Origin of the sequence: Rhodococcus sp. USK10 (assembly GCF_019378875.1) — a bacterium.
Taxonomy (GTDB): domain Bacteria; phylum Actinomycetota; class Actinomycetes; order Mycobacteriales; family Mycobacteriaceae; genus Rhodococcus_F; species Rhodococcus_F pseudokoreensis.
The window spans coordinates 3,676,022-3,698,473 of the sequence record NZ_CP076048.1 but is presented as its reverse complement, the minus strand read 5'-3'; the positions used below and the strand labels follow the sequence as shown (position 1 = coordinate 3,698,473).

Genomic DNA, 22,452 nt, shown 5'->3' with positions numbered 1-22,452 from the left:
ACGGCGAAAGTGAAACTGTGACGATGAAACTCGGTGTGGTAGGGCTCGGTCGGATGGGATCGAACATGCGCGAACGTCTGCGTGAGAAGGGGCACGACGTCCTCGGCTACGATCCGAATCCCGACGTCAGCGACGTCCGCAGCCTCGAGGCCCTCGTCGAGGCCCTTCCCACACCCCGGGCGGTGTGGGTGATGGTGCCCGCGGGCGCGCCCACCCGCCAGGTGATCGAGCAACTCTCCCGGCTCCTCGCCCCCGGCGACGTGGTCGTCGACGGCGGCAACTCCCGGTTCACCGACGACAAGGTGAACGCAGCCCTGCTCGCCGAACACGACGTCCGCTACGTCGACTGCGGAGTCTCCGGCGGCGTCTGGGGACGTCAGAACGGGTACGCGCTCATGGCTGGTGGCCACGAGGACGACATCACAAGGCTGCTACCGATTTTCGACGCCCTCCGTCCCGAAGGAGACCGTGCGGACTCGTTCGTCCACGCCGGCGGCATCGGAGCCGGGCACTACGCGAAGATGGTGCACAACGGGATCGAATACGGGCTCATGCAGGCGTACGCCGAAGGCTACGAACTCCTCGCGGCCGAGGAATCCATCGCCGACGTCCCGGCGGTGCTACGGGCCTGGTCGCAGGGCACCGTGGTGCGTTCCTGGCTGCTCGACCTTCTGGTGCAGGCCCTCTCCGACGACCCGGACCTGGCCGCGATCTCCGGCTACACCGAGGACTCCGGAGAAGGCCGGTGGACGGTCGAGGAAGCGATCGCCCACGCCGTCCCCGCCCCCGTGATCTCCGCGGCACTGTTCGCCCGGTTCGCGTCCCGTCAGGACGACTCCCCGGCGATGAAGGCGGTCTCCGCGCTGCGCCGGCAGTTCGGTGGACACGCCGTCCGCAGCGCCGAGCCTGTCGAGGTCGCGTAACCCGTGACCGCGACGTCCGTATCACCGAGCATCACAGCGTTTCTCGAATGGCAGCGCCTGCAGGACCACTACGGTGACATCGCCTCGGTGCATCTGAGGGAATTGTTCGGCGCCGACCCCCGGCGTGGCAGGGATCTGACGGTCACCGCCGGTGATCTGTTCATCGACTACAGCATGAGCCGCATCGACCGCGACACGCTGCCGCTGCTCGTCGCGCTGGCCCGTGCCGCCGGCCTCGAGGACCACCGCGACTGCATGCTTCGCGGAAACCCGGTCAACACCACGGAGAACCGGCCTGCCCTGCACACCGCGTTGCGGCTGCCCCCATCTGCGGAACTGTCTGTGGATGGGCGCGACGTCGTCGCCGACGTGCATCGCGTGCTCGACCGGATGGCCGGCTTCACCGACCGCGTGCGCAGCGGCCGGTGGCGGGGCGCCACCGGCCGGCGCATCACCACCGTCGTCAACATCGGAATCGGCGGCTCCGACCTCGGCCCGCGGATGGTGTGCCAGGCGCTGCGCCCCTACTTCCACCCCGATCTGTCGGTGCGGTTCGTCTCCAACGTCGATCCGGCAGACCTGCTGGCTGCCCTCGACGGCCTCGACCCCGCGGCCACCCTGTTCGTCGTCGCGTCGAAGACCTTCACGACGATCGAGACCCTCACCAATGCCACTGCGGCCCGGTCCTGGGTCACCGGCGCGCTCGGGGAGGATGCGGTCGACCGGCATTTCGTCGCCGTGTCCACTAACGCGGCGAAGGTGGCCGAGTTCGGCATCGACCCGGCCAACATGTTCGAGTTCTGGGACTGGGTCGGTGGCCGCTACTCGATCGGCTCGGCGATCGGCCTGCCGGTGATGCTCGCGATCGGACGAGGTGCGTTCGGCGACTTCCTCGCCGGCATGCACACCGTGGACCGGCATTTCGCGACGACGCCGCTCGAGTCGAACGCACCGGTCGTGCTCGCTCTGCTGAGCTTCTGGTATTCGAACTTCTTCGACGCCGAGACCCGGGCCGTCCTGCCCTACGCCAACGACCTCGCAGCCCTGCCCGCGTATCTGCAGCAACTCGCGATGGAATCGAACGGCAAGTCTGTGCAGCTGAACGGGACGCCGACCGACGTCTCCACCGGGGCGATCTGGTGGGGTGAGCCCGGCACCAACGGGCAGCACGCCTTCTACCAGCTCCTGCACCAGGGCACCCGCCTGGTCCCGGTCGACTTCCTCGGATTCGCCGAACCGGCCGCCGATCTGCCACTGAGCGACGGCAGCGGCAGCATGCACGACGTCCTGGTCAGCAATCTGCTCGCCCAGCGCAGAGTGCTCGCATTCGGCCGTACTCCTGCGGTTCTCGCCGCCGACGGGGTCCGCGAAGACTTGATTCCCCACAAGGTGATGGCGGGGAACCGTCCGTCGACCACAATTCTCGCCCCTGAGCTGAGCCCCTGCGTGCTCGGCCAGCTGATCGCGCTCTACGAGCACCAGGTCTTCACCGAAGGTGTGCTGTCCAACATCAATTCGTTCGACCAGTGGGGCGTCGAACTCGGCAAGGATCAAGCCCTGCAACTACACCGGGCAGTCGGTGGGGACGGGGTCGCCGAGGGCGTGGACAGTTCCACCGAATCGATCGTGCAGTGGTACCGGGCAATCCGCGACGGTTCCCCGCAAACGCGATCGATGGCGCTCTGAAGAGTGTCAGCGCATCATCTCGCTCCGGATGGCGTCCTGGACCTTTCCCCGAGTCGCAGCGATGCTGCCCGCCATCGCGGCGAGATCTGTGCCCCGGTTGAACGACTCGGTGTGTTGCGAGAGCTCCTCGAGTTGTCGCAACACGTCCGGGCCGGCGACGACCTTCGCCTGGCTGAGCAGGCCGTCCAATTCCTCGGTGCCGATCTCCTCCATCTCGGCAGCGGGATTCGGTGCCCCCGAGTGTGCTTGTGCTGCGAGGCGGGCCGTCGCTCTCAGCAGTTCGGCATAGATGGCGAGCCGCAGCTTCATGAGCTGGTCTTTCCGCGCATTCTTGCTGCGTAGTCGTTCCGCGATCCACGGTGAGACGGCCGTGCCGATTATCCCGGCGATGCCCATCCACATGATCGGATTCACGATCCGTCCCTCCATCAGTCGTGCAGAATGCGGAACGCTCCCGCTCAGTTCTCGTTGTCGCCGAAGATGGCCTTGGCTTCGAGGTATTCGGCGAGGCCGAATTTGCCGAACTCGCGGCCGTTGCCTGAATGTTTGTAGCCGCCGAAGGGCGCATCGAACGCCAGTGGCGCCCCGTTGAGGTGGACCATTCCCGTCCGCAGCTTCCGGGCGACGCTCCGCGCGCGCTGTGGGTCGCGCGAGGAGACCATGCCGGAGAGTCCGTACGTGGTGTCGTTCGCGATGCGGATTGCGTCGGCCTCGTCCTCGTAGCCGATCAACATCATGACGGGACCGAAGATCTCCTCTCGCGCTATCGTCATGTCGTTGGTGACGTTCGCAAAGACGGTGGGCCGGACGAAGTATCCGGCGGAGAGTCCGTCCGGGCGGCCGACACCGCCTGCGACGAGCGTTGCGCCCTCGTCGACGCCCGTCTGGATCAGACGCTGAACCTTGTCGAACTGTGCCTGTGAGACAAGGGGGCCCACCGTCGTTCCGTCGGCGTCGGGAGGCCCGACGACGATCTTCTCGGCAGCCCCCTTCGCGATCGCGCAGGCTTCGTCCATGCGGTCCGACGGGACCAGGATGCGAGAGCCCGCGTTACAGGACTGGCCCGCATTGACGACCACACCCATCACGTCCCGGGTGATGACTTCGTCGAAGTCCGCGTCGACCAGCACGATGTTCGCCGACTTGCCGCCGAGTTCCTGCGCGACGCGTTTCACGGTCGGCGCAGCATTCCGCGCGACCTCGACACCGGCACGGGTCGATCCGGTGAACGACACCATGTCGACGTCCGGGTGCCTCGACAGGGCGGCTCCGACGGTAGGTCCGTCACCGTGAACAAGGTTGAACACCCCGGCAGGGACACCCGCTTCGTGAAGTATCTCGGCGAAGATGATCGCATTGAGTGGCGCGATCTCGGAAGGCTTCAGCACCATCGTGCAGCCGGCGGCCAGCGCGGGTGCGACTTTCGCGGCGATCTGGTTGACGGGCCAATTCCACGGTGTGATGAACGCGCACACGCCGACCGGTTCGTGCACGACGGTCGTGGTGCCGATCTTCTCCTCGAATTCGAACCTGCGGAGCGCATCGAGGGCGGCGGCAAGGTGTGCCATGCCGCACGGTGCCTGAGCGGTCGCGGCGAGTCCGGCAGGTGCGCCCATTTCCTGGGTGATGGTCGTGGCAAGGTCGTTCATTCGCCGCCCGTAGACCTCGATGACCCTGCTCAGCAACTCGATTCGGTCGGCGCGTGTCGTCGACGCGTAACTGTCGAAGGCTGTGCGTGCGGCCGTGACGGCTCGGTCGACGTCCTTCTCGTCGCCCAGCGCGATGGTGGTGATGGCCATTTCCGTCGCAGGGTTGACGACGTCGAGTGTGTCGGTGCCGATCGGCTCGACCCACTCGCCGTCGATGTAGATCTTGCGGGTGTTCTGCATGGTGCTCCCTCGTTGTCTGCCGTCCAGGTGTTCGCGGCATGTGACAACAATGGCTTCTCGCCGCTCGGACGTCTGTCCGCCGACGGGGCCTTCTGCGGGGTGAATGCGTTGTCCTCCGATCGGGGGACAACCCCGTTTCCGGGTGGGTCTAGTCCGCGTGGGGGAGGGGTCGGGGATCTCGTCCCTGCGGTAGTTGGGGAGCCTGCTCGCCGGCACCATGGCGATGGCGCTGAGCCCGGCAAGGGTGAGCAGCCCGATCTTGAGGGCGTCGAGGCGGGCGTCGATGTTGATCTGCACGGCGGCGTCGACCTGCACGTCGGAGGCGGTGGTGGTGTCGAGGATCTCCTCGAGCCGGTCGTTGCTGATGAAGTTTATGTTGTCGAGGTCGACCTGTGCGACGAGGTCTTCGGGTAGGTCGACGTGACTGGCGACTGCCTGCCCGACACCGATCGACAGCAGCGTCACCAGGAGCGCGCCTGCGAAGGCCGTGCCGACGGCGGACGCGAGGTTCTGGGTGGTGCCGCGTACCGACCCGACGTCGCCCGCGAGTTCCTTCGGGGCGGCTGTGACGAGCACGTTGAAGACGAGGGTGACGAGGGCGCCCTGTCCGATGCCGAAGACGATGAGCCCGAGGATGGTCGGGACGGTCTCCCAGTTGTTGGTCACCACGAACGAGAGCCAGATCAAGGCGCCGGTGGTCAGCGCGAAGGAGAAGCGGGCGATGACGCGGGGGCTGAACCGGCCGTAGAAGCGGACGACGAGCATGGCGGTGACGAACACGGTGATGTTGAACGGCATCATCGCCAGCGAGGTGTCGAACGGAGTTCGGCCCTGGACGATTTGAATGTAGAGGGGCACGGTGAAGTTCAGGGCGGCTTCGAGTGCGACGACGACGAACATCGCATAGACGGCCGCACGCTCGGTGGACTCCGACACCACCTCGAGGCTGATCAGGGGGACGCGGCCGCTGTTAGCGCGCCGTCTGGTCCAGACGAAGAACGCCTGTCCCAGGATGATTCCCAGCACGATCAGGACCGGGGCGCCGGAGACGCCGAGCACGCTGAAGGGCGCGGTGGGCGATGCCGTCAGCAGACCCCACGAGTTCAGATTGTTGAAACCCAGCGTCAGCGACACGACGGCGATACCGATGATGAACGCGCCGACGATGTCGATGCTGATGGCGTCGTTGCCGCGATCGGAGCGGAGCGTGAAGCTCAGCAGGAACACCACGACGGCGACGACGATGAGGATGGCGAACACGGGCCGCCAGCCGACGAGAGTTCCCAGTGCACCACCGATCAGGAACGCGGACAGCCCGGAGAAGGCCCTCGCCGATCCGAGTGATCCGATCGCGGTCGCCTGCTGGGCGTCGCGATAGTTCTCGGCGATGAGGGCGACGAGGGCGGGCACGATGATCGCCGCCGCGGCCCCCGCGAGCGCTTGCGCGGCGATCACCCAGCCGATACTCGGTGAGAGAACCATCATCAGTTCCGCGACCGCGAACACGGCGACCATGATGCGGAAGATCAGCACCCAGCCGACTCGTTGTCCCAGCTTCGCGCCGACCATCACCAGAGCCGCGACCACCAGGCCGTAGGTGACGATCGCGGTGCTCACCGTCGTCGGGGGAACACCGAAATCCTCGACCATGCCGCCCAGCGAAACCGGCAGCGCCGCGACGTTGAAGGACATGAGCACCTGCGCCAGGGCGAGTCCGATCATCGGACGCCACGACGCCTTCACCTGCTCGCCGGGATCACGCGGGCGGGACGTATCGGCGGGGATCGTCATGCTGACCTGCTTTCACGCGGAGGGTGGGGCCCGGACGCGAAGACGTTCAATCCGAGAGTCCGGGACAGGTAGGCGGTGGCCCGCTGCCCCCGAACGCTGTTGCCCGCGGAATCGAGTCGCGGGGAGAAGGTGGCCAGCCCGGCCTTGCCCGGGGCGATCGTGACGATACCGCCGGACACACCGCTCTTGCCGGGCACACCGATCTCGAACAACCATTCCCCGGATCGTTCGTAGAACCCGGTGGCGGCCAGCACCGACAGCGTGTCGCGGCAGATCGACTCGTCGACGACGCGCTCTCCCGTCACCGGGTTGACGCCGCCGTCGGCGAGAGTGGCGCCCATGATTGCGAGATCGCGGGTGTTCACCCGGAGTGAGCATTGATTGGTGTAGACGTCGACCGCGTCCAACGGGTCGACGTCCAGGCGGCCGTAGCTCTCCAGAAGCTGGGCGATCCCGCGGTTGCGCAGGTTCGTCGCCGCCTCCGATTCGTAGACGGTGACGTCGAGCGCCAACCGGCGCCCGGCGAAGCGGGAGAGACCGTCCTGGACGAATTCCCACTTCGCGGTGGGGGTGACCCCGGGAACGAGTGCGGTTGTGGCGATGGCCCCTGCGTTGACCATGGGATTCATCGGGTGGCCGTCGTTGAGTTCGAGGGCCACGACGGAATTGAACGCCAGGCCGGTGTTGTTCACCCCGATCCGGTCGCCCACCACCTCGTGGCCGATCTCCTGGCAGACGAGCGCGTACGCGAAGGCCTTGGAAATGGACTGGATCGAGAACTCGTGCGACGAGTCGCCGACGGCGTGCACACCCCCGTCGACCTCGGCGACGCAGATCCCGAACAGGTCGGGGTCGACTGCCGCGAGGATCGGGATGTAGTCGGCCACGACTCCGCCGGTGGCGGGGGCAGCGCGCTCGTACGCGCCGTGCAGTAGCGACTCGACATCGTCCCAGCCGGGCAGGGCCCCCGTCGAGGCCCGTTCCGGCACCCCGGTCACGTCCAACTCCATGGCCCCACCTCCGTCCTGACATTCTGACGCCGAAACACGTTCTTGTCCGGATAAGACCGGGCACTGGTCGAGAAGGTGAGTGGAGCACGAGACCCTTGCCCGCCGCTCGGCGTCACAGGATGATCGGGGGATGGCCGAACAGATCGACGATTACTTCACCTCCGTCGTGTCGGCGCTTGTCCGCGGGAAAGGCAGCACCGGGGTCCGCCCGGAGGATCCGATCCGGCCCCCGTCCCCGTTGTCGGTGCAGGGCGCTCTGGACCTTTTCGACGCCCAGCTCGGCAGCAGGCATCTCGATCTGGCGGCCCGGTGGTTGCGGTCGCAGGGTAAGGGTTTCTACACGATCGGTTCCTCAGGGCACGAGGGCAATGCCGCCGTCGCGGCAGCGCTGCGTCCGACCGATCCCGCTCTGCTGCACTATCGTTCCGGCGGATTCTTCCTCGCGCGGGCGCAGCAGGTGGACGGCAGTGATCCGCTCCGCGACGTCCTCCTCGGCGTCGTGGCCGCGACGGAGGAGCCGATCTCGGGTGGACGGCACAAGGTGTTCGGCCGCCACGATCTCGGCATCATTCCCCAGACCTCTACCGTCGCTTCGCATCTGCCGCGATCGGTCGGTGTCGCCTTCTCGATCGCCCGGGCACACAAGCTCCACCTGCCCTCGCCGTGGCCCGCCGACGCGGTGGCCGTGTGCAGTTTCGGGGACGCGTCGGCGAACCACTCCACCGCCGTCGGCGCGATCAACACCGCCGTCCACTCGGCCTACCAGGGGTTGCCGCTCCCGTTGCTGTTCGTCTGCGAGGACAACGGGATCGGGATCAGCACCAGGACACCGACGGGATGGATCGCCGCGAATTTCGGTACGCGGGCGGGTCTGGAGTACTTCGAGGCGGACGGTTCCGACCTGCCGGCTGCGTACGCCACCGCGAAGCGTGCCGCCGACTGGGTGCGCGGGCGCCGCAGGCCGGCGTTCCTGCACCTGCGGACCGTCCGGTTGATGGGTCACGCCGGATCCGATCTCGAGTCCGCGTATCGGACGTCCGCCGAGATCACCGCAGACTTCGACCGGGATCCGGTGCTGTGCACCGCAAGACTTCTGATCGAAGGCGGACACCTCGGCCCCACCGAGATCCTCGCGCGCTACGAGGACACACGCGCGAAGGTTCTCGGACTCGCCCGGGAGGTTGCCGAGTTACCTCAACTGGACAGTCCCGCGGCGGTGATGAGGCCCCTCACCGACACCGCCGAGCAGGCCGCCGGGGCGGTGCCGGAGCGCGTCGACCAGGCCGAGCGCGCCGAGTTCGTCGGATCGCCGCTGCCGGAGGAGGAAGGCAGGCTGACCCTCGCTCTGTCGATCAACCGTGCCCTGCTCGACGTGCTCGCCCGCTGCCCCGAGGCGCTGGTGTTCGGTGAGGACGTGGCCCGCAAGGGCGGGGTGTACGGGGTGACCCGGGGTCTGATGAAGAAGGCCGGATCGGCGCGCGTGTTCGACACCCTGCTCGACGAGCAGGCGATCCTGGGTCTTGCGCTGGGTGCGGGGGTGTCCGGGTTGCTGCCCATCCCGGAGATCCAGTACCTGGCCTATCTGCACAATGCAGCCGACCAGATCCGCGGGGAGGGTGCGACGTTGCAGTTCTTCTCCGACCGGCAATACCGCAATCCGATGGTGGTGCGCGTTGCCGGGTACGGGTATCAGAAGGGCTTCGGCGGGCACTTCCACAACGACAACGCCGTCGCCGCACTGCGCGACATCCCCGGCGTGGTGGTGGCGTCGCCGTCCCGCCCCGAAGACGCCGCGGCCATGATGCACACCTGTGTGGCGGCGGCGCGCACCGCCGGCGCGGTGTGCGTGTTCCTGGAACCGATTGCGCTGTACCACATCAGGGATCTGTACGACGACGGCGACGGGCTGTGGCTGGCACCGTACCCGGACCCCGCGACGCAGGCCGAGAACCACGTCCCGATCGGCTCGGCCCGCACCCACGGTGACGGCACCGACCTGACGATCGTCACCTACGGCAACGGTCTGCGGATGAGCCTGCGAGTCGCGCGGAAGCTCGAGCGGGCGCACATCGCCGCCCGGGTGGTGGACCTGCGCTGGCTGGCACCGCTGCCGGTGCAGGACGTCGTCCGGGAGGCGCACGCCACCGGCCGGGTGCTCGTGGTCGACGAGACCCGCACGTCGGGGGGTGTGTCCGAGGGCGTGGTCGCCGCGCTGGTCGACGAGGACTTCACCGGGCCGCTCGCAAGGGTGACGAGCGAGAACAGCTTCATCCCACTCGGCGACGCCGCGCTCGAGGTACTGCTGTCCGAGGACACCATCGAGGCGGCGGCGATCACACTCGTGAGCCGCTAGCGCCGGCATCCCTCGCGCTTCGGTATGACGGCAACGTCAACCGGTATCCCCTCCGCCATTGCCAAGCCGACGTGCGGTCGGGCATGTTCGAACTGCATCTCTCCACACCGGCGGACAGGAACAATTCATGAGTGGCGATCAGCGACCCCACATCGTGGTGATGGGGGTGACCGGCTGCGGGAAGACGACAGTCGCGCAGCAACTTTCCGCACTGACCGGCCACCGGTTCCTCGATGCAGACGATCTGCACCCGCAGTCGAACGTCGCGAAGATGGCCGCCGGCATCCCGCTGACCGACGACGACCGGGCCCCGTGGCTGGGAGTCGTCCGGGACCGGCTGCAGGAGCTGTCCGGGCAGGGGCGCCGCGGTGTGGTGGCGTGCTCGGCGCTGCGGCGCAGCTATCGGACGATCCTCGGCGACGTCTCCGACCCGGTGCTGTTCGTGCACCTCACCGGAGACCCGCAGGTGATCCGCGGGCGGATGCAGGCACGGAGCGGGCACTTCATGCCGCCTGCACTGCTCGATTCCCAGTTCGCGCTCCTCGAACCGCTCGACGCCGACGAATTCGGTGTCGCCCTGGACGTCGCACGCGCACCGGACCTGATCGCCCGGGCCGCCGTCGAATACCTGCACGAAGAACGAAAGGTCGCCACACAGTGAGTTCGCATCGGAGCTTCGACGTCGAGGGCAAGATCGCGCTCGTCACGGGGTCGAGCCGGGGAATCGGTTTCGCACTGGCCAACGGGCTCGCCGAGGCGGGCGCGGAGGTCGTGCTCAACGGACGCGACGCGGCAGCCCTGGCGCGCAGTCGCGACGAGATCGTCAAACACACCGGCGCGACGGTCCACACCTGCGCCTTCGACGTGACCGTCCCCGAGGAGGTCGCCGCCGCCGCGAAGCGGGTCGAGAACGAGATCGGCCCCGTCGAGATCGTCGTCAACAACACCGGCGTCCAGCACCGCAGCCCCCTGCTCGAGTTCGGCGACGATGACTTCCGTCGTGTTCTCGACACCAATCTCAGCAGCGCCTTCTTCGTCGGCCGCGAGTTCGCGCGGGCGATGGTCGAACGCGGGCACGGCAAGATCGTCAACATCTGCTCCGTGCAGAGCGAACTCGGGCGGGCGGGCATCGCCCCGTACGCTGCCAGCAAGGGTGGGCTGAAGATGCTCACCCGCGGAATGTGCGCCGACTGGGCGCCATTGGGGCTGCAGGCCAACGCCATCGCACCCGGCTACTTCGACACCCAGCTCACCGAGGCGCTCGTGAACGACGCCGAGTTCAGTGCGTGGCTCACCAAGCGCACACCGGCCGGACGGTGGGGACGCACGGACGAACTCGTGGGTGCGCTGCTCTTCCTCTCCTCGCCGGCGTCGGACTTCGTGAACGGCCAGATCCTGTATGTCGACGGCGGACTGACCGCCGTAGTCTGATCCCCACCCGACCGACTCGAAAGACGATGATGCCGAACACCGCAACGCCCCGTATCCACCTCGGACCGAACCCCGACGCAGCCCTGATACGCGGGATCGAGAGGGGCGGCGGCGTACTCACCCCGCTCGACGACGCCGAGGCCGTCGTCTGGGCGCAGGGCCCCGACACGTTTCCGGCGGAACTGCCGGACTCCGTGCGCTGGGTGCAGCTGCCCTCGGCGGGGGTGGAGCCCTGGATCTCCGCAGGAATCGTCGACACCGACCGGGCCTGGACGTCCGCGGCCGGCGCCTACGCCGGCAACGTCGCGGAACACGGCGTCCTGCTGCTCCTGGCCGGGGTTCGGGCCCTCACCGAGCAGGTGCGCGCGACGTCGTGGCGCAAGGCCGAGTTCGACCCCCGGGTGGGCACGCTGCGCGGGGTGACGGTCGCCATCGTCGGCTGCGGCGGCATCGGTCGCGCGATGATCCCGCTGCTCGCCGCGTTCGGCGCCGACGTGCTGGCGGTCACTCGCTCGGGCACCCCGGTTCCGGGTGCGTCCGAGACGCTGCCGGCCGACCGGACCTCGGAAATCTGGTCCAGAGCAGACCATTTCGTCATCGCCGCACCGGCGACGTCGGCCACCGCCCACCTCGTCGACGAGGCCGCGCTCGCACAGATGAAATCGACGGCGTGGATCGTCAACGTGGCGCGCGGTTCCCTCATCGACACCGAGGGTCTGGTACGCGCGCTGCGCGCCGGCTCGATCGGCGGCGCGGCACTCGACGTCACCGACCCCGAACCGCTGCCCGACGGGCATCCGCTCTGGACCCTGCCGAATGCGATCATCACCCCGCACGTCGCGAATCCCGCGACCGGACTGACCGGGTTGCTCGCCGATCACGTTGCGACCAACGTCGAACGGTTCGCCGCGGGCGCGCCCCTGCTGGCGCCGATCGATCCGGCCCGGGGCTATTGAGGGCCGCGTTCGGCTTCCGAACTGGTCCTGATGTAGTTGGCCACGACACTGCGCAGCACCTCGCGCACCGCCTCCGCCGGTCCCGACAGCGGCTGATTGGCGGGTGTCCCGAGGGAGACCTGGACTTCGATCGACGGTTCGATCCGGCGGAGTTCCAGGTTCTCCACGTTCATGATCCGGCGTGCCACCGAGAACGGTAATACCGTCGCGCCCAAACCGTTTCGGACGGCCTGTGCCATCAGCGTCACCGATTCCACCTCGCCGACCACCCGCGCGTGCTCGAAGGCGTGCTCGTAGGCCTGCTCCACCACCTTGCGGATCGTGTGCATCGGGCCCGGCAGCAGCAGTGGCAGATCGACGAGGTCCTTGATGGCGACGGCCGTCCCGGTGTCACCGGGCAGTCCGGTGCCCGCCGGGGCGACGACCATCAGTTCCTCGGTGAGAAGACGCTCGAAGTTGACGCCCTTGATCGGCCCGGCGTCGTACAACAGCGCCATGTCCATCCGGCCGGTCATCATGGCCTCGCTCAGCACACCGCCGAAATTCTCGTTGATGTGCAAAAGGATGCTGGGGTAGCGCGACCGCACGGCGGTGAGGAGCGGCAACGCGATGGAGCTGACAGTGCTGTACGGCGCGAGTCCGACGGAGACACCGCCCGCCAGTTCCCGGCCGACGACGCTCACCTCGGCCTGAGCGCTCTCCACCTGCCGCAGGATCACCTGCGCGTGCCGGTACAGCGCGCGCCCCGCGTCGGTGGGTTCCACTCCCTGCTTGCTGCGGATCAGCAGTTGCTGACCGAAGTGCGTCTCCAACGCCGTCATCTGCTGACTGAGCGCCGGCTGCGCGATGTGCAGAATGTCCGCCGCCCGCGTGATGGATCCGGCGTCGACGATGCGGACGAATGAGAACAAGCGTCGGGTATCCACGAGCGATCTGCCTTTCTGACGATGCGGCGACGCGAGCACGCCGCGGTTTCGAGAAGGTTGCCGGGCGGAAACACCGCTGTAGCCAAGTGCGGGGCCCGATTCTTCCGTCTGTGCATCGTCGCTGTTCAAACACCATAGACGTTCGTTATCGCCTCACGTAAAACAGGTATTAACCGCCTGAACCGGAACCTGCGTAGCGTCCGTTTACATCGAAAGTTCACTGGAACGGCACCCGCGGTTCCACTGCAGGCCCCCCTGGAGGCACCGTGACTGTCACGATCGATCTCGTCGCCGACCTCGGCGAGAGCTTCGGCGCTTGGACGATGGGCGACGACGACGCACTGCTCGACGTGCTGACGTCCGCCAACGTCGCGTGCGGCTTTCACGCCGGCGACCCCAGGACCATGGACGCGACGGTCCGAGGGTGCGTCGCCCGCGGAATCGGCATCGGCGCACACCCCAGCTTCCCCGATCTCGCCGGGTTCGGCCGGCGCGCGATGGACCTCACCGCCGACGAGGTCCGCACGGACGTCCTGTACCAACTCGGCGCACTGCACGCGTTCGCGACGGCCCACGGCACGTCCCTCTCGCACCTCGCACCGCACGGCCGGCTGGGGAACCTCGTCGCGACCCGCGCCGACTACGCGTGCGCTGTCGTCGATGCGGTGGAGGCGTTCGACCCGCGGCTCATCGTGCTCGCCCAGGACGGGGAACTCGCTGATCACGCCCGTGCGCGGGGGCTCCGCGTCGCCATCGTCGCCATCGTCGACCGCGCGTACCGGGCGGACGGCACCCTGGTCCCGCGGTCCGAGGCCGGCGCCGTGATTCACGACCGCGACGCTCTGGTGGCGCGCACGGTGCAGATGGTGACCGAGGGGGTCGTCGAGGCCGTCGACGGCACGCGCATCCCGATCGAGGCCGACACGGTGCTGCTGCACGGCGACGGCGCCGACGCGGTGGGCAACGCGCGGGCGATCCGAGAGGCACTGGTACGCGCGGGCGTCGTCATCGCCCCCGTCGCCGAGGTCCTCGAGGCCAGGGCCGAGAAGGAGTCCGCGTCGTGTCCGGCGTGACGTGCCTTCGGCCGCACCGCGACTTCGTCCTCGCGGATTGCGGGGACTCCGCGGTCCGCCTGACGTCGCTGTCTCCCGATGCCGAGGAGCGCTGGCAGGCCGTCCACACGGTCGCCGCCGCGCTCGACGCCCGGGGCGACGACGCCGCGGTCACCGGCATCATCCCCACCTACGACTCACTGCTGGTCGAATTCGACTGTGCTGCAACGACACATGACACCATTCGCGCGCTGGTCGAACGACTGATCGAGCTTCCGGCGCAACCCGCGACGCGCGGTTCGCGGCAGTTCGAGATCCCGGTCGTCTACGGAGGCGAATTCGGACCCGACCTCGACGACGTGGCGGCACACCTCGCACTCTCCCCGGCCGAGGTGATCCGCCTGCACAGCGCCCGCCCGCTGACCATGCGCTGCTTCGGGTCCCCGGGCGGCGCCCCCATGCTCGACGGCCCCGCGTTCCCGCGGCCCGTTCCCCGTCGCACCATCCCGCGGCCGCACGTTCCGGCAGGCGCGGTGGCGGTCGCGGGCAGGCAGGCCGTCATCTCGGCGCGCCCGGCGCCCGGCGGCTGGCCGGTGATCGGCCGCACGCCCCTGACGATCGTCGATCCGTCGACGGAACCGCTGTCCGACTTCCGGCCCGGCGACACGTTCCGCTTCGTGCCGATCACCGCGGCCGAGTGGCCGGCGTACGAGGGGGTCCGGCATGGCTGAGACGATCACCGTCACGACACCCGGTCTCACCTCGATCCAGGATCTCGGGCGACTCCGGGGCTCCCGGTTCGGGCAGATGACCGGGGGAGCCTCCGACCAGTACAGCGCCGACGTGGCGAACGCGCTGGTCGGGAGTCACCGCACCGCGCCGCTGCTCGAAATGGTGGCCATGGACTTCGGCGCCGTCGCGAGCGTCGACCTGCTCGTCGCGGTGACCGGCGCACCGGCCGAGGTCCAGGTCGGGGGTGTCACCCGCCCCCAGTGGGAGCCGTTCGTGTGGACCGCGGGCGAAGAACTCACCGTCCGCGGAATCCACGACGGGCTCCGCGTGTACCTCGCGGTGCACGGCGCGATCGCCGCGCCGTCTCTGCTCGGCAGCTGCGCCCCCGACTCGGTTCTCGGTTTCGGCCGGCAACTGACGGTCGGCGAGTCCGTCGCCATCGACGTCGACGGACCGCCGATCGACCACCCGTACTTCCGGGTTCCGCTGTTCCGGCTCGGCGCCGAGCCCGCATCCTTCACCGGACGCTGGACGATCGACGTCACCGACGGCCCCGACGTGCACGAGTTCGGCGCGTCCGCCGCCCGGTTGTTCGACACCCCCTTCGTCATCGGCGCCGACACGAACCACATCGGTCTCCGCCTGACGCCGACCGATCCGGGGAGCGACGTTCCCCGGCGGGACCGGTCGACGGAAGTGCTCTCCCGCGGGGTACCGATCGGCGCCGTCGAGGTTCCCGCAGGCAACGAGATCCTCGTCCTGCACCGGGGCCGTGGAGTGACGGCCGGATATCCGGTGCTCGCGGTGGTGACCGCCACCGCACTGTCCCAACTCGGTCAGGCGCGCCCCGGCCAGGAGGTGCGGTTCCGAAAGGTGAGCGTCCCCGAAGCCGTGGACGGCTACCGGAGCCAGCGACGCGCGATCGCGCTGCTGCGGTCCCGCGTGGCGAGCGCCTTCGCCGGTCTTCGGATCCCCACTCACACAGAAACGACATCCGCCCAGCACCACTCTGTAGCCCAGATGGAGTCAGCATGACCAACGCGATCTCACCCGACACGGCCGGGCACACGCCCGAACACGAGGTGCAACCCCGCCAGCTACGCAAGGTCGTTCTCGCAGGGTGCGTGGGCATCTTCGTCGAGCTGTACGACAACGGCATCTTCGCCTTCATGGCGACCGCCCTGGCCATCGTCTTCTTCGACGTCTCCAAGTCGAGCGACGCGCTGATGCTCGTCTTCGCCGGTTACGCGATCTCGTTCTTCGTGCGACCGCTCGGCGCGGTCGTCTGCGGCATCCTGGGCGACAGGATCGGCAGGCAGAAGATGCTCGTCTTCGTGATCATGCTGATCAGCGTCGCCACCGCGGGCATCGGTGTTCTCCCGACGTACGCCGCGATCGGAGTCGCCGCTCCCGCGCTGCTGATTCTCCTGCGGATCCTGCAGGGATTCTCCGTGGGCGGTGAGGCGGCGGGCGCCATGACCTTCCTCGCCGAGCACGCACCGGAGGGCAAGCGCGGACTGATCACCAGCTACGCACAGATCGCGTCGTTCCTGGCCCTGCTCACCGGCACGCTGGTCGCGTTCGCGATGTCGCCGTGGCTCAACGAGGCCGCGATCGAGGGCGGCGGACCGGCGAGCTGGGCGTGGCGCGTCCCGTTCCTCGTCGCGATCCCGATGGGCATCATCGGCTGGTACATCCGGCGGGCGATCAGCGACACCCCGAACTTCGAGAAGCTCAAGGCCGAAGGCGGACTGTCCCGCAACCCGCTGAAGGAAGCGTTCGCGACTCCCGAACACCGCAAGGCGATGCTGCTCGCGCTGTTCATCCCGTTGATGAACGGTTCCGGCTACTACGTGCTCTTCTCCTACATGCCGACGTTCCTCAAGGGCGAGAACATCGGCTTCTCCACCGGCACGGCACTGCTCGTGACCGCGGCGAGCCTGGTGGCGATCTGCTTCGCCATTCCCTTCATGGGCGCACTCTCGGACCGCGTCGGCCGCAAGAGGGTCATCGCCGGCGCGGCGATCGCCATGGCCGTCGGTGCCGTCCCCTGTTATGCCCTGATCGCGACCGGCAACTTCGCGCTCGCGGTGCTCGGAGCCTGCGTCATGGCCGTGATCTTCGCCGGCCACACCGCCGTCATCCACATCCTCATCGTCGAACTCTTCCCCACCCGGGTGCGGTACTCGGCGTACGGCCTGGGCTACAACATCTCCTCGGCAGTGTTCGGCGGCACCGCGCCGCTGCTGATGACCTGGCTGATTCCGCAGTTCGGGATCTACGTTCCCGCGGTCTACGCCGTCGTCACCGCACTGGGAACCCTCATCGCCGTCAGCACCGTCACCGACCGGGCGCACGTGCCGCTCCGTGACACGCTCTGACGCATTCAGACTCGGCCCGGTGGTCTCCTGGCCACTCGAAGACCACCGGGCTGCACCACTTTCACCACCAGCAAGGCAAGGGAGCGTCATGCCATTCAACGACTACCGGACCGCACTCGTCACCGGCGCCAACACCGGAATGGGTGCCGCGGTCACCGAGATCCTCACCAAGCGGGGTCTCACCGTCTACGGCGTCGCCCGCAACAAGGAACGGCTCGACGAGGTGGCGGAGAAGACGGGCATGATCCCGCTCGCCGTCGATATCACCGACATCGACGCCCTCGGCGCCGCCGTCGAGGGTCTCGAGATCGACGTGCTGATCAACAACGCGGGAGTCTCGGCCACCGGCAACATCCTGGACGCGTCCGCCGACTCGGTCGACGCGATGGTCGACGTCAATCTCCGTGCGGTGCTGCACCTGTGCCGGTTGCTGATGCCCGGGATGGTCGAGCGCGACCTCGGTCACATCGTCAACATCAGTTCCATCGCCGGCCTGTACAACTTCTACGGCCACACCGCCTACCACGCCACGAAGGCCGCGGTGCACCAGATCTCGCGGCAACTGCGCAACGACACCATCGGCAAGCGCATCCGTGTGACCGAGATCTGCCCGGGCCGGGTCGAAACCGAGATCTTCGGACGAAACCTGGGCGGCTCCCCGGAGGCGATGAAAGAGGCGTGGGAGACGTATTACGAAGGCTTCGAATCCATCACGACGAAGGACATCGCCGACACGATCGAGTTCGCGATCGACGCCCCGCGCCACGTCAACCTCGGCCTGATCGAGATCATGCCCACCTTCCAGGTGCCGGGCGGTCTCGACTTCGTCCGGCGCAACGACTGAGGCCGGCCGTGACCACGACGCCGCACGAATCCTTCGCCCCGCTGCCCACCGAGACCCTCGGGGTGGTGGCGCACGCCGCAGGCGACCTACGTATCGAATCGGTGCCCCTGCGCCGGCCCGAACCGTCCGAGGCGGTCGTCGAGATCGCCTACGGCGGGATCTGCGGATCCGACCTGCATTACTGGACGCACGGCGCCGCCGGTGAGTCGATCCTGAAGGCGCCCATGCTGCTCGGCCACGAGGTGGTGGGAACGGTCGTGCAGGCCGCGGCCGACGGGACCGGCCCCGCCGCGGGTGACACCGTGGCCGTGCACCCCGCGACCCCCGGCGGTCGCGGCGCCAGGTTCCCCGAGGACCGCCCGAACCTTTCCCCGGGATGCACCTACCTCGGCAGCGCGGCACAATTCCCGCACACCGAGGGGGCATTCGCGAAGTACGCGGTGCTGCCGTCGCGGATGCTGCGGCGACTGCCGCCGAACCTGCCGCTGCGCACCGCCGCCGTCGCGGAACCCGCCGCCGTGGCGTGGCACGCCGTGGCCCGCGCAGGTGACGTGGCCGGGAAGAGCGCGCTCGTCGTGGGGTGCGGCCCCATCGGCGCCCTCGTGGTGGCCGTCCTCCGCCGGGCCGGTGCGAGCGAGATCACCGCGGTCGACGTGCACGACTTCCCCCGATCGGTCGCGAAGGCCCTCGGTGCGGACACGACGCTGGACGCTACCGACGCCGCGAGCATCGCCGCGGTCGACGCCGACGTCGTCGTCGAGTGCTCCGGCAACCGCTTCGGACTCGAATCGGCCATTCGTGGCGCGACGCGCGGCGGCAGGATCGTCATGCTCGGACTGCTCCCCACCGGGCTTCAGCCCGCGCCGCTGTCGCTCGTCATCACACGGGAACTCGAACTCGTCGGTTCCTTCCGGTTCAACGACGAGATCGATGCGGTGCTCGAGGCTCTGGCGGACGGCAGCCTGAACGTCGAACCGGTGATCAGTCACGAGTTCGGCATCGAGGACGGCCTCGAGGCGTTCGCCGTCGCGAGGGACGCGTCCGCGTCCGCGAAGGTGTTGCTGGCGTTCTGAATCCAGCCATGCCGAACGGCTATCACCCGACACACAATCGGTCTTGTACAGGGGTGGTCCCCACCCGATAGCGTGAGTGTGGAGATACCGCCCCCACTTCCCGGCTTCTTTCGTTCCCACGCCCTCTACCAGGAGGAACTATGTCCACCTTCGTTCCAGCAGCGCGAGTCGACCAGATGCGTGAGTCACCGAGTGTGGCAGCCGCGCAACGGGTTCGCGAACTCCGGGCGTCGGGACGGGAGATCCTCGACCTGACGGTCGGAGAGCCCGATTTCGACACCCCGGAGCACATCAAGGCCGCGGCCGTGGCGGCGATGGAGTCCGGTCTCACCAAGTACACCCCGGTCAACGGAATTCCCGCACTGCGGGAGGCGATCTCGAAGAAGATGCTGGCCCGCACCGGAGTGGAGTTCGCGGACAACGAGATCACCGTCGGCGGAGGCGCCAAGCAGGTCATCTTCCTCGCGCTGATGGCGACAGTGGAGGAGGGCACCGAGGTGATCGTGCCCGCGCCGTACTGGGTGTCGTACCCCGACATGGTGACCGTGCACGGCGGGACACCCGTCGTCGTCGACTGCCCGGAATCCGACCGGTTCCTGCTCACCGCAGAGAAGCTCGAGGCCGCCATCACCCCGGCGACGAAGTGGGTCATCCTCAACGCGCCGTCGAACCCGACAGGCGCCGTGTACAGCGAGCACGAACTGGCGGAACTCGCGAAGGTCCTCGACCGGAACCCGCACGTGAACGTGCTCTGCGACGAGATCTACGACGAGATCGTGTTCACCGACTCACCCGTACCGAACCTGCTGTCGTCCGCGCCGCACCTGCGCGATCGGATCCTGGTCACCAACGGTGTGTCGAAGGCCTACGCGATGACCGGCTGGCGCCTGGGGTACGGCGTCGGGAACAAGGGCCTGATCGGCGCGATCAACAAGCTGCAGTCGCAGAGTTCGTCCTGCCCGTCGTCGATCAGTCAGGCCGCCGCCGCCGAAGCCCTCACCGGGGATCAGAGTTTCGTCACCACATCCGTCTCGAACTATCGCGCCCGGCGTGATGTCACGTTCGAATTGTTCTCTGGCATAGACGGTCTCGAACCCGTACTGCCGCAGGGCGCCTTCTACCTGTTCGTCGGATGCGCAGGCCTCGTGGGCAAGCGGACACCCGACGGCGCGCTGCTCGAAAACGACCAGGACGTGGTGCTGTTCCTCCTCGACCACGCGTCGGTGGCCACCATCCAGGGCTCTGCGTACGGGGCCGAATCCTATTTCCGGGTCTCCTTCGCCACATCCGAGGACGTGCTCAGGAATGCGGCAGCCGCGGTCGAGAAGGCCGTCGCGTCGCTCAGCTGACCCACCCGCCCACACCGACACACGGAGACATCATGGTTCACGTCACTACCAAGATCGATCGCGCCGACAAGGCCGCCATCGACAGCCTGGGCGCCTTCTCTGCCGCCACCATCCACGAAGCGCAGGGCCGCAAGGGCGCACTGGATTCGGGGATCAAGCCCATCGACCGCGACATGTCGTTCTGCGGATCCGCTTTCACCGTCGTGTGCCACCCGCGCGACAACATCATGCTCCAGGTCGCCATCAGCTACGCGCAACCCGGTGACGTGCTCATCGTGTCCTCCGGCGACCAGCCGGCGGGCCAGTTCGGCGACGTGCTGGCCAATGCGTGTGTGGCGCGGGGCATCAGCGCCCTCGTCACGGACGGCGGCGTGCGGGACAGCCGGGAGATCCGCGAACTCGGTTTCCCCGTCTTCTCCAAGCACGTGTGCATCGAGGGAACAGTGAAGGAATCCCTCGGCCCCGTCAATCAGCCGCTGGTGTTCGGCGGCCAGATCATCTACCCCGGCGACGTCGTCAAGGGCGACTGCGACGGTGTGGTCGTCGTCCGGCGCGACGAGGTCCAGTTCGCCATCGACGCCTCCCGCGAGCGGGACGCCGCCGAGGCCGCCTACATCGAGCGGTACAAGAAGGGCGAAACCCCGATCCAGGTCAGCAACCTCGCCCCGGTGCTCGAGGCGAAGGGTCTCACCGTCGACCAGTGAGCCGGCCGCTCCCCGCCGCAGATGTCCATCCGAGTTCGACGACGAAGGCGTAGGTCATGACCGTTGAAGAATTGGCTCCACCCGTATCGGCGCCGGATCGCGCCGCCCCGGGAGCGTTGGCTCACCGCGCCGCCCTGTCGCAATTGCGGGACGCGACCGGCATCCTCGGCCTCGACGAGGGCATGTACCGGCTGTTGGCCACACCGCGGCGATCACTGACGGTGTCGGTGCCCCTGCGGCGCGAAAACGGAAGAGTAGAGGTCTATTCCGGCTACCGCGTTCAGCACAATCTCACGCGCGGGCCCGGCAAGGGCGGGGTGCGGTTCCACCCCGACAGCGACATCGACGAGGTGACCGCGCTCGCGATGTGGATGACGTGGAAGTGTGCGCTGCTCGGGTTGCCCTACGGCGGGGCCAAGGGCGGCATCGCGATCGATCCGCGGGGGTTGACGCTGTCGGAGAAGGAACGGCTGACCCGGCGCTACACGCAGGAGATCCTCCCGTTCATCGGTCCGGACAAGGACATTCCCGCCCCGGACGTGAACACGGACGAATCCACCATGGCCTGGATGATGGACACCTACTCCGTCAACGCCGGGTACTCCGTCCACGGAGCCACGACCGGCAAACCGCTGACCGTCGGTGGGTCGAACGGCCGCGCAGGCGCCACGTCCCGCGGCGTCGTGCTCGCCGCACTCGACGCGATGCGGCACAGTCACCTCGACCCCACGGGACGCACGGTCGCGGTGCAGGGGTTCGGCAAGGTCGGTGCCGGTGCCGCGCGGTTCTTCGCCGACGAGGGCTGCCGCGTCGTCGCGGTGTCCGACATCAGCGGAGGATGCTACCGGGCCGGTGGACTCGACATCCCGGACCTCGAGGCGTGGGTCGCAGGGGGTGAGTCGCTCGCGTCGTACCCGAACGCGGACTCCATCACGAACCGAGAACTGCTGGGCCTCGACGTCGACGTTCTGGTTCCCGCCGCGATGGACGGCGTCCTGACCGCCGACAACGCCGGCGACGTCCGCGCCCGCATGATCGTCGAAGGAGCCAACGGGCCGACCTCACCCGAGGCCGACACGATCCTCCAGAGCAACGGCGTCACCGTCGTCCCCGACATTCTCGCGAACGCCGGTGGCGTGGTCGTGTCGTACCTCGAATGGGTCCAGAACCTGCAGGCGTTCTCCTGGACCGGTGCCGAGGTGGACCGGAAGCTCTGCGTGTTCATGCAGAACGCCTCGCGCAGTGTGTGGGCCCTCGCCGCGGAGAAGTCCCTGACCCTGCGGCGTGCCGCCCACGTCATCGGTGTCGGGCAGGTCGCCGAAGCGCACGAGGCGCGGGGACTGTTTCCCTGA

At 68.0% G+C, this 22,452-nt stretch carries 19 protein-coding genes and 1 pseudogene; 15 read left to right on the top strand and 5 right to left on the bottom strand.

Going from position 1 to position 22,452, the window contains the following annotated elements:
* Nucleotides 1-17: 17 nt before the first annotated feature.
* Nucleotides 18-923, top strand: a complete 906-nt coding sequence (gene gnd / locus I1A62_RS23980) for a phosphogluconate dehydrogenase (NAD(+)-dependent, decarboxylating) (RefSeq protein ID WP_257890895.1) — start codon at nucleotides 18-20, stop codon at nucleotides 921-923.
* 3 nt (nucleotides 924-926) lie between these two features.
* On the top strand, nucleotides 927-2,609 hold the full coding sequence (gene pgi / locus I1A62_RS23975; protein ID WP_257890894.1) for a glucose-6-phosphate isomerase: 1,683 nt from the start codon (nucleotides 927-929) through the stop codon (nucleotides 2,607-2,609).
* A 6-nt stretch (nucleotides 2,610-2,615) separates the two neighbouring features.
* Here pgi and I1A62_RS23970 read toward each other — a convergent pair whose 3' ends face one another.
* The 4 genes and pseudogenes from I1A62_RS23970 to glsA form a co-directional block, all read right to left on the bottom strand.
* Nucleotides 2,616-3,023, bottom strand: coding sequence for a hypothetical protein (locus I1A62_RS23970; RefSeq protein WP_219460338.1), 408 nt, complete (start codon nucleotides 3,021-3,023; stop codon nucleotides 2,616-2,618).
* A 44-nt stretch (nucleotides 3,024-3,067) separates the two neighbouring features.
* The gene (locus I1A62_RS23965) at nucleotides 3,068-4,498 is read right to left on the bottom strand and encodes an aldehyde dehydrogenase family protein (RefSeq protein WP_219461373.1); all 1,431 of its coding nucleotides are present in this window, start codon (nucleotides 4,496-4,498) and stop codon (nucleotides 3,068-3,070) included.
* A gap of 498 nt (nucleotides 4,499-4,996) precedes the next feature.
* A pseudogene (locus tag I1A62_RS23960) lies at nucleotides 4,997-6,220 on the bottom strand (MFS transporter); the annotation flags it as partial.
* 65 nt (nucleotides 6,221-6,285) lie between these two features.
* A complete protein-coding gene (gene glsA, locus I1A62_RS23955; RefSeq protein ID WP_219460336.1) occupies nucleotides 6,286-7,299 on the bottom strand; it encodes a glutaminase A in 1,014 nt (337 codons plus the stop codon).
* Nucleotides 7,300-7,429: 130 nt separating this feature from the next.
* Here glsA and I1A62_RS23950 point away from each other — a divergent pair, with 130 nt between their 5' ends.
* From I1A62_RS23950 to I1A62_RS23935, 4 genes are all read left to right on the top strand, one after another.
* Nucleotides 7,430-9,652, top strand: coding sequence for a thiamine pyrophosphate-dependent enzyme (locus I1A62_RS23950; protein ID WP_219460334.1), 2,223 nt, complete (start codon nucleotides 7,430-7,432; stop codon nucleotides 9,650-9,652).
* Nucleotides 9,653-9,779: 127 nt separating this feature from the next.
* Entirely contained in the window at nucleotides 9,780-10,313 is a 534-nt protein-coding gene (locus I1A62_RS23945) for a gluconokinase (protein ID WP_219460332.1), read from the top strand.
* On the top strand, nucleotides 10,310-11,083 hold the full coding sequence (locus I1A62_RS23940) for an SDR family oxidoreductase (RefSeq protein WP_219460329.1): 774 nt from the start codon (nucleotides 10,310-10,312) through the stop codon (nucleotides 11,081-11,083). The genes I1A62_RS23945 and I1A62_RS23940 overlap by 4 nt, the downstream gene beginning before the upstream one ends.
* A gap of 26 nt (nucleotides 11,084-11,109) precedes the next feature.
* Nucleotides 11,110-12,039 (top strand): D-isomer specific 2-hydroxyacid dehydrogenase family protein, encoded by a 930-nt coding sequence (locus I1A62_RS23935; RefSeq protein ID WP_219460327.1) that lies wholly within the window; start codon nucleotides 11,110-11,112, stop codon nucleotides 12,037-12,039.
* On the opposite strand, the gene nac is transcribed toward I1A62_RS23935, so the two are convergent.
* Complete coding sequence (gene nac, locus I1A62_RS23930; protein ID WP_072944342.1) at nucleotides 12,033-12,950, bottom strand: nitrogen assimilation transcriptional regulator NAC; 918 nt, start codon at nucleotides 12,948-12,950, stop codon at nucleotides 12,033-12,035. The genes I1A62_RS23935 and nac overlap by 7 nt on opposite strands.
* A gap of 281 nt (nucleotides 12,951-13,231) precedes the next feature.
* On the opposite strand from nac, the gene I1A62_RS23925 reads away from it, so the two are divergent.
* From I1A62_RS23925 to I1A62_RS23885, 9 genes are all read left to right on the top strand, one after another.
* Complete coding sequence (locus I1A62_RS23925) at nucleotides 13,232-14,038, top strand: LamB/YcsF family protein (protein WP_219460323.1); 807 nt, start codon at nucleotides 13,232-13,234, stop codon at nucleotides 14,036-14,038.
* A complete protein-coding gene (locus I1A62_RS23920; RefSeq protein ID WP_219460319.1) occupies nucleotides 14,026-14,748 on the top strand; it encodes an allophanate hydrolase subunit 1 in 723 nt (240 codons plus the stop codon). The genes I1A62_RS23925 and I1A62_RS23920 overlap by 13 nt, the downstream gene beginning before the upstream one ends.
* Nucleotides 14,741-15,784 (top strand): biotin-dependent carboxyltransferase family protein, encoded by a 1,044-nt coding sequence (locus I1A62_RS23915; protein WP_219460317.1) that lies wholly within the window; start codon nucleotides 14,741-14,743, stop codon nucleotides 15,782-15,784. The genes I1A62_RS23920 and I1A62_RS23915 overlap by 8 nt, the downstream gene beginning before the upstream one ends.
* Entirely contained in the window at nucleotides 15,781-17,130 is a 1,350-nt protein-coding gene (locus I1A62_RS23910) for an MFS transporter (RefSeq protein ID WP_219460314.1), read from the top strand. The genes I1A62_RS23915 and I1A62_RS23910 overlap by 4 nt, the downstream gene beginning before the upstream one ends.
* Before the next feature lie 88 nt (nucleotides 17,131-17,218).
* Nucleotides 17,219-17,974 carry an SDR family oxidoreductase gene (locus I1A62_RS23905; protein ID WP_219460313.1) on the top strand — a complete coding sequence of 252 codons (756 nt, stop codon included), beginning with the start codon at nucleotides 17,219-17,221 and terminating at the stop codon, nucleotides 17,972-17,974.
* Between the two features lie 8 nt (nucleotides 17,975-17,982).
* Nucleotides 17,983-19,047, top strand: a complete 1,065-nt coding sequence (locus I1A62_RS23900) for an L-idonate 5-dehydrogenase (protein ID WP_219460310.1) — start codon at nucleotides 17,983-17,985, stop codon at nucleotides 19,045-19,047.
* Between the two features lie 140 nt (nucleotides 19,048-19,187).
* Nucleotides 19,188-20,396 (top strand): aspartate transaminase, encoded by a 1,209-nt coding sequence (locus I1A62_RS23895; RefSeq protein ID WP_124391432.1) that lies wholly within the window; start codon nucleotides 19,188-19,190, stop codon nucleotides 20,394-20,396.
* A 32-nt stretch (nucleotides 20,397-20,428) separates the two neighbouring features.
* The gene (locus I1A62_RS23890; RefSeq protein ID WP_219460307.1) at nucleotides 20,429-21,100 is read left to right on the top strand and encodes a 4-carboxy-4-hydroxy-2-oxoadipate aldolase/oxaloacetate decarboxylase; all 672 of its coding nucleotides are present in this window, start codon (nucleotides 20,429-20,431) and stop codon (nucleotides 21,098-21,100) included.
* A gap of 56 nt (nucleotides 21,101-21,156) precedes the next feature.
* Nucleotides 21,157-22,452 (top strand): Glu/Leu/Phe/Val dehydrogenase, encoded by a 1,296-nt coding sequence (locus I1A62_RS23885; RefSeq protein WP_219460303.1) that lies wholly within the window; start codon nucleotides 21,157-21,159, stop codon nucleotides 22,450-22,452.

Bases quoted from the DNA above. Each gene is read 5' to 3' on its own strand.
- I1A62_RS23905 (WP_219460313.1), top strand. From the start codon at position 17,219: ATGCCATTCAACGACTACCGGACCGCACTCGTCACCGGCGCCAACACC.
- I1A62_RS23950 (WP_219460334.1), top strand. From the start codon at position 7,430: ATGGCCGAACAGATCGACGATTACTTCACCTCCGTCGTGTCGGCGCTT.
- I1A62_RS23965 (WP_219461373.1), bottom strand. From the start codon at position 4,498: ATGCAGAACACCCGCAAGATCTACATCGACGGCGAGTGGGTCGAGCCG.
- I1A62_RS23885 (WP_219460303.1), top strand. From the start codon at position 21,157: ATGACCGTTGAAGAATTGGCTCCACCCGTATCGGCGCCGGATCGCGCC.
- I1A62_RS23915 (WP_219460317.1), top strand. From the start codon at position 14,741: ATGGCTGAGACGATCACCGTCACGACACCCGGTCTCACCTCGATCCAG.
- I1A62_RS23895 (WP_124391432.1), top strand. From the start codon at position 19,188: ATGTCCACCTTCGTTCCAGCAGCGCGAGTCGACCAGATGCGTGAGTCA.
- I1A62_RS23945 (WP_219460332.1), top strand. From the start codon at position 9,780: ATGAGTGGCGATCAGCGACCCCACATCGTGGTGATGGGGGTGACCGGC.
- I1A62_RS23890 (WP_219460307.1), top strand. From the start codon at position 20,429: ATGGTTCACGTCACTACCAAGATCGATCGCGCCGACAAGGCCGCCATC.
- I1A62_RS23935 (WP_219460327.1), top strand. From the start codon at position 11,110: ATGATGCCGAACACCGCAACGCCCCGTATCCACCTCGGACCGAACCCC.
- I1A62_RS23910 (WP_219460314.1), top strand. From the start codon at position 15,781: ATGACCAACGCGATCTCACCCGACACGGCCGGGCACACGCCCGAACAC.
- glsA (WP_219460336.1), bottom strand. From the start codon at position 7,299: ATGGAGTTGGACGTGACCGGGGTGCCGGAACGGGCCTCGACGGGGGCC.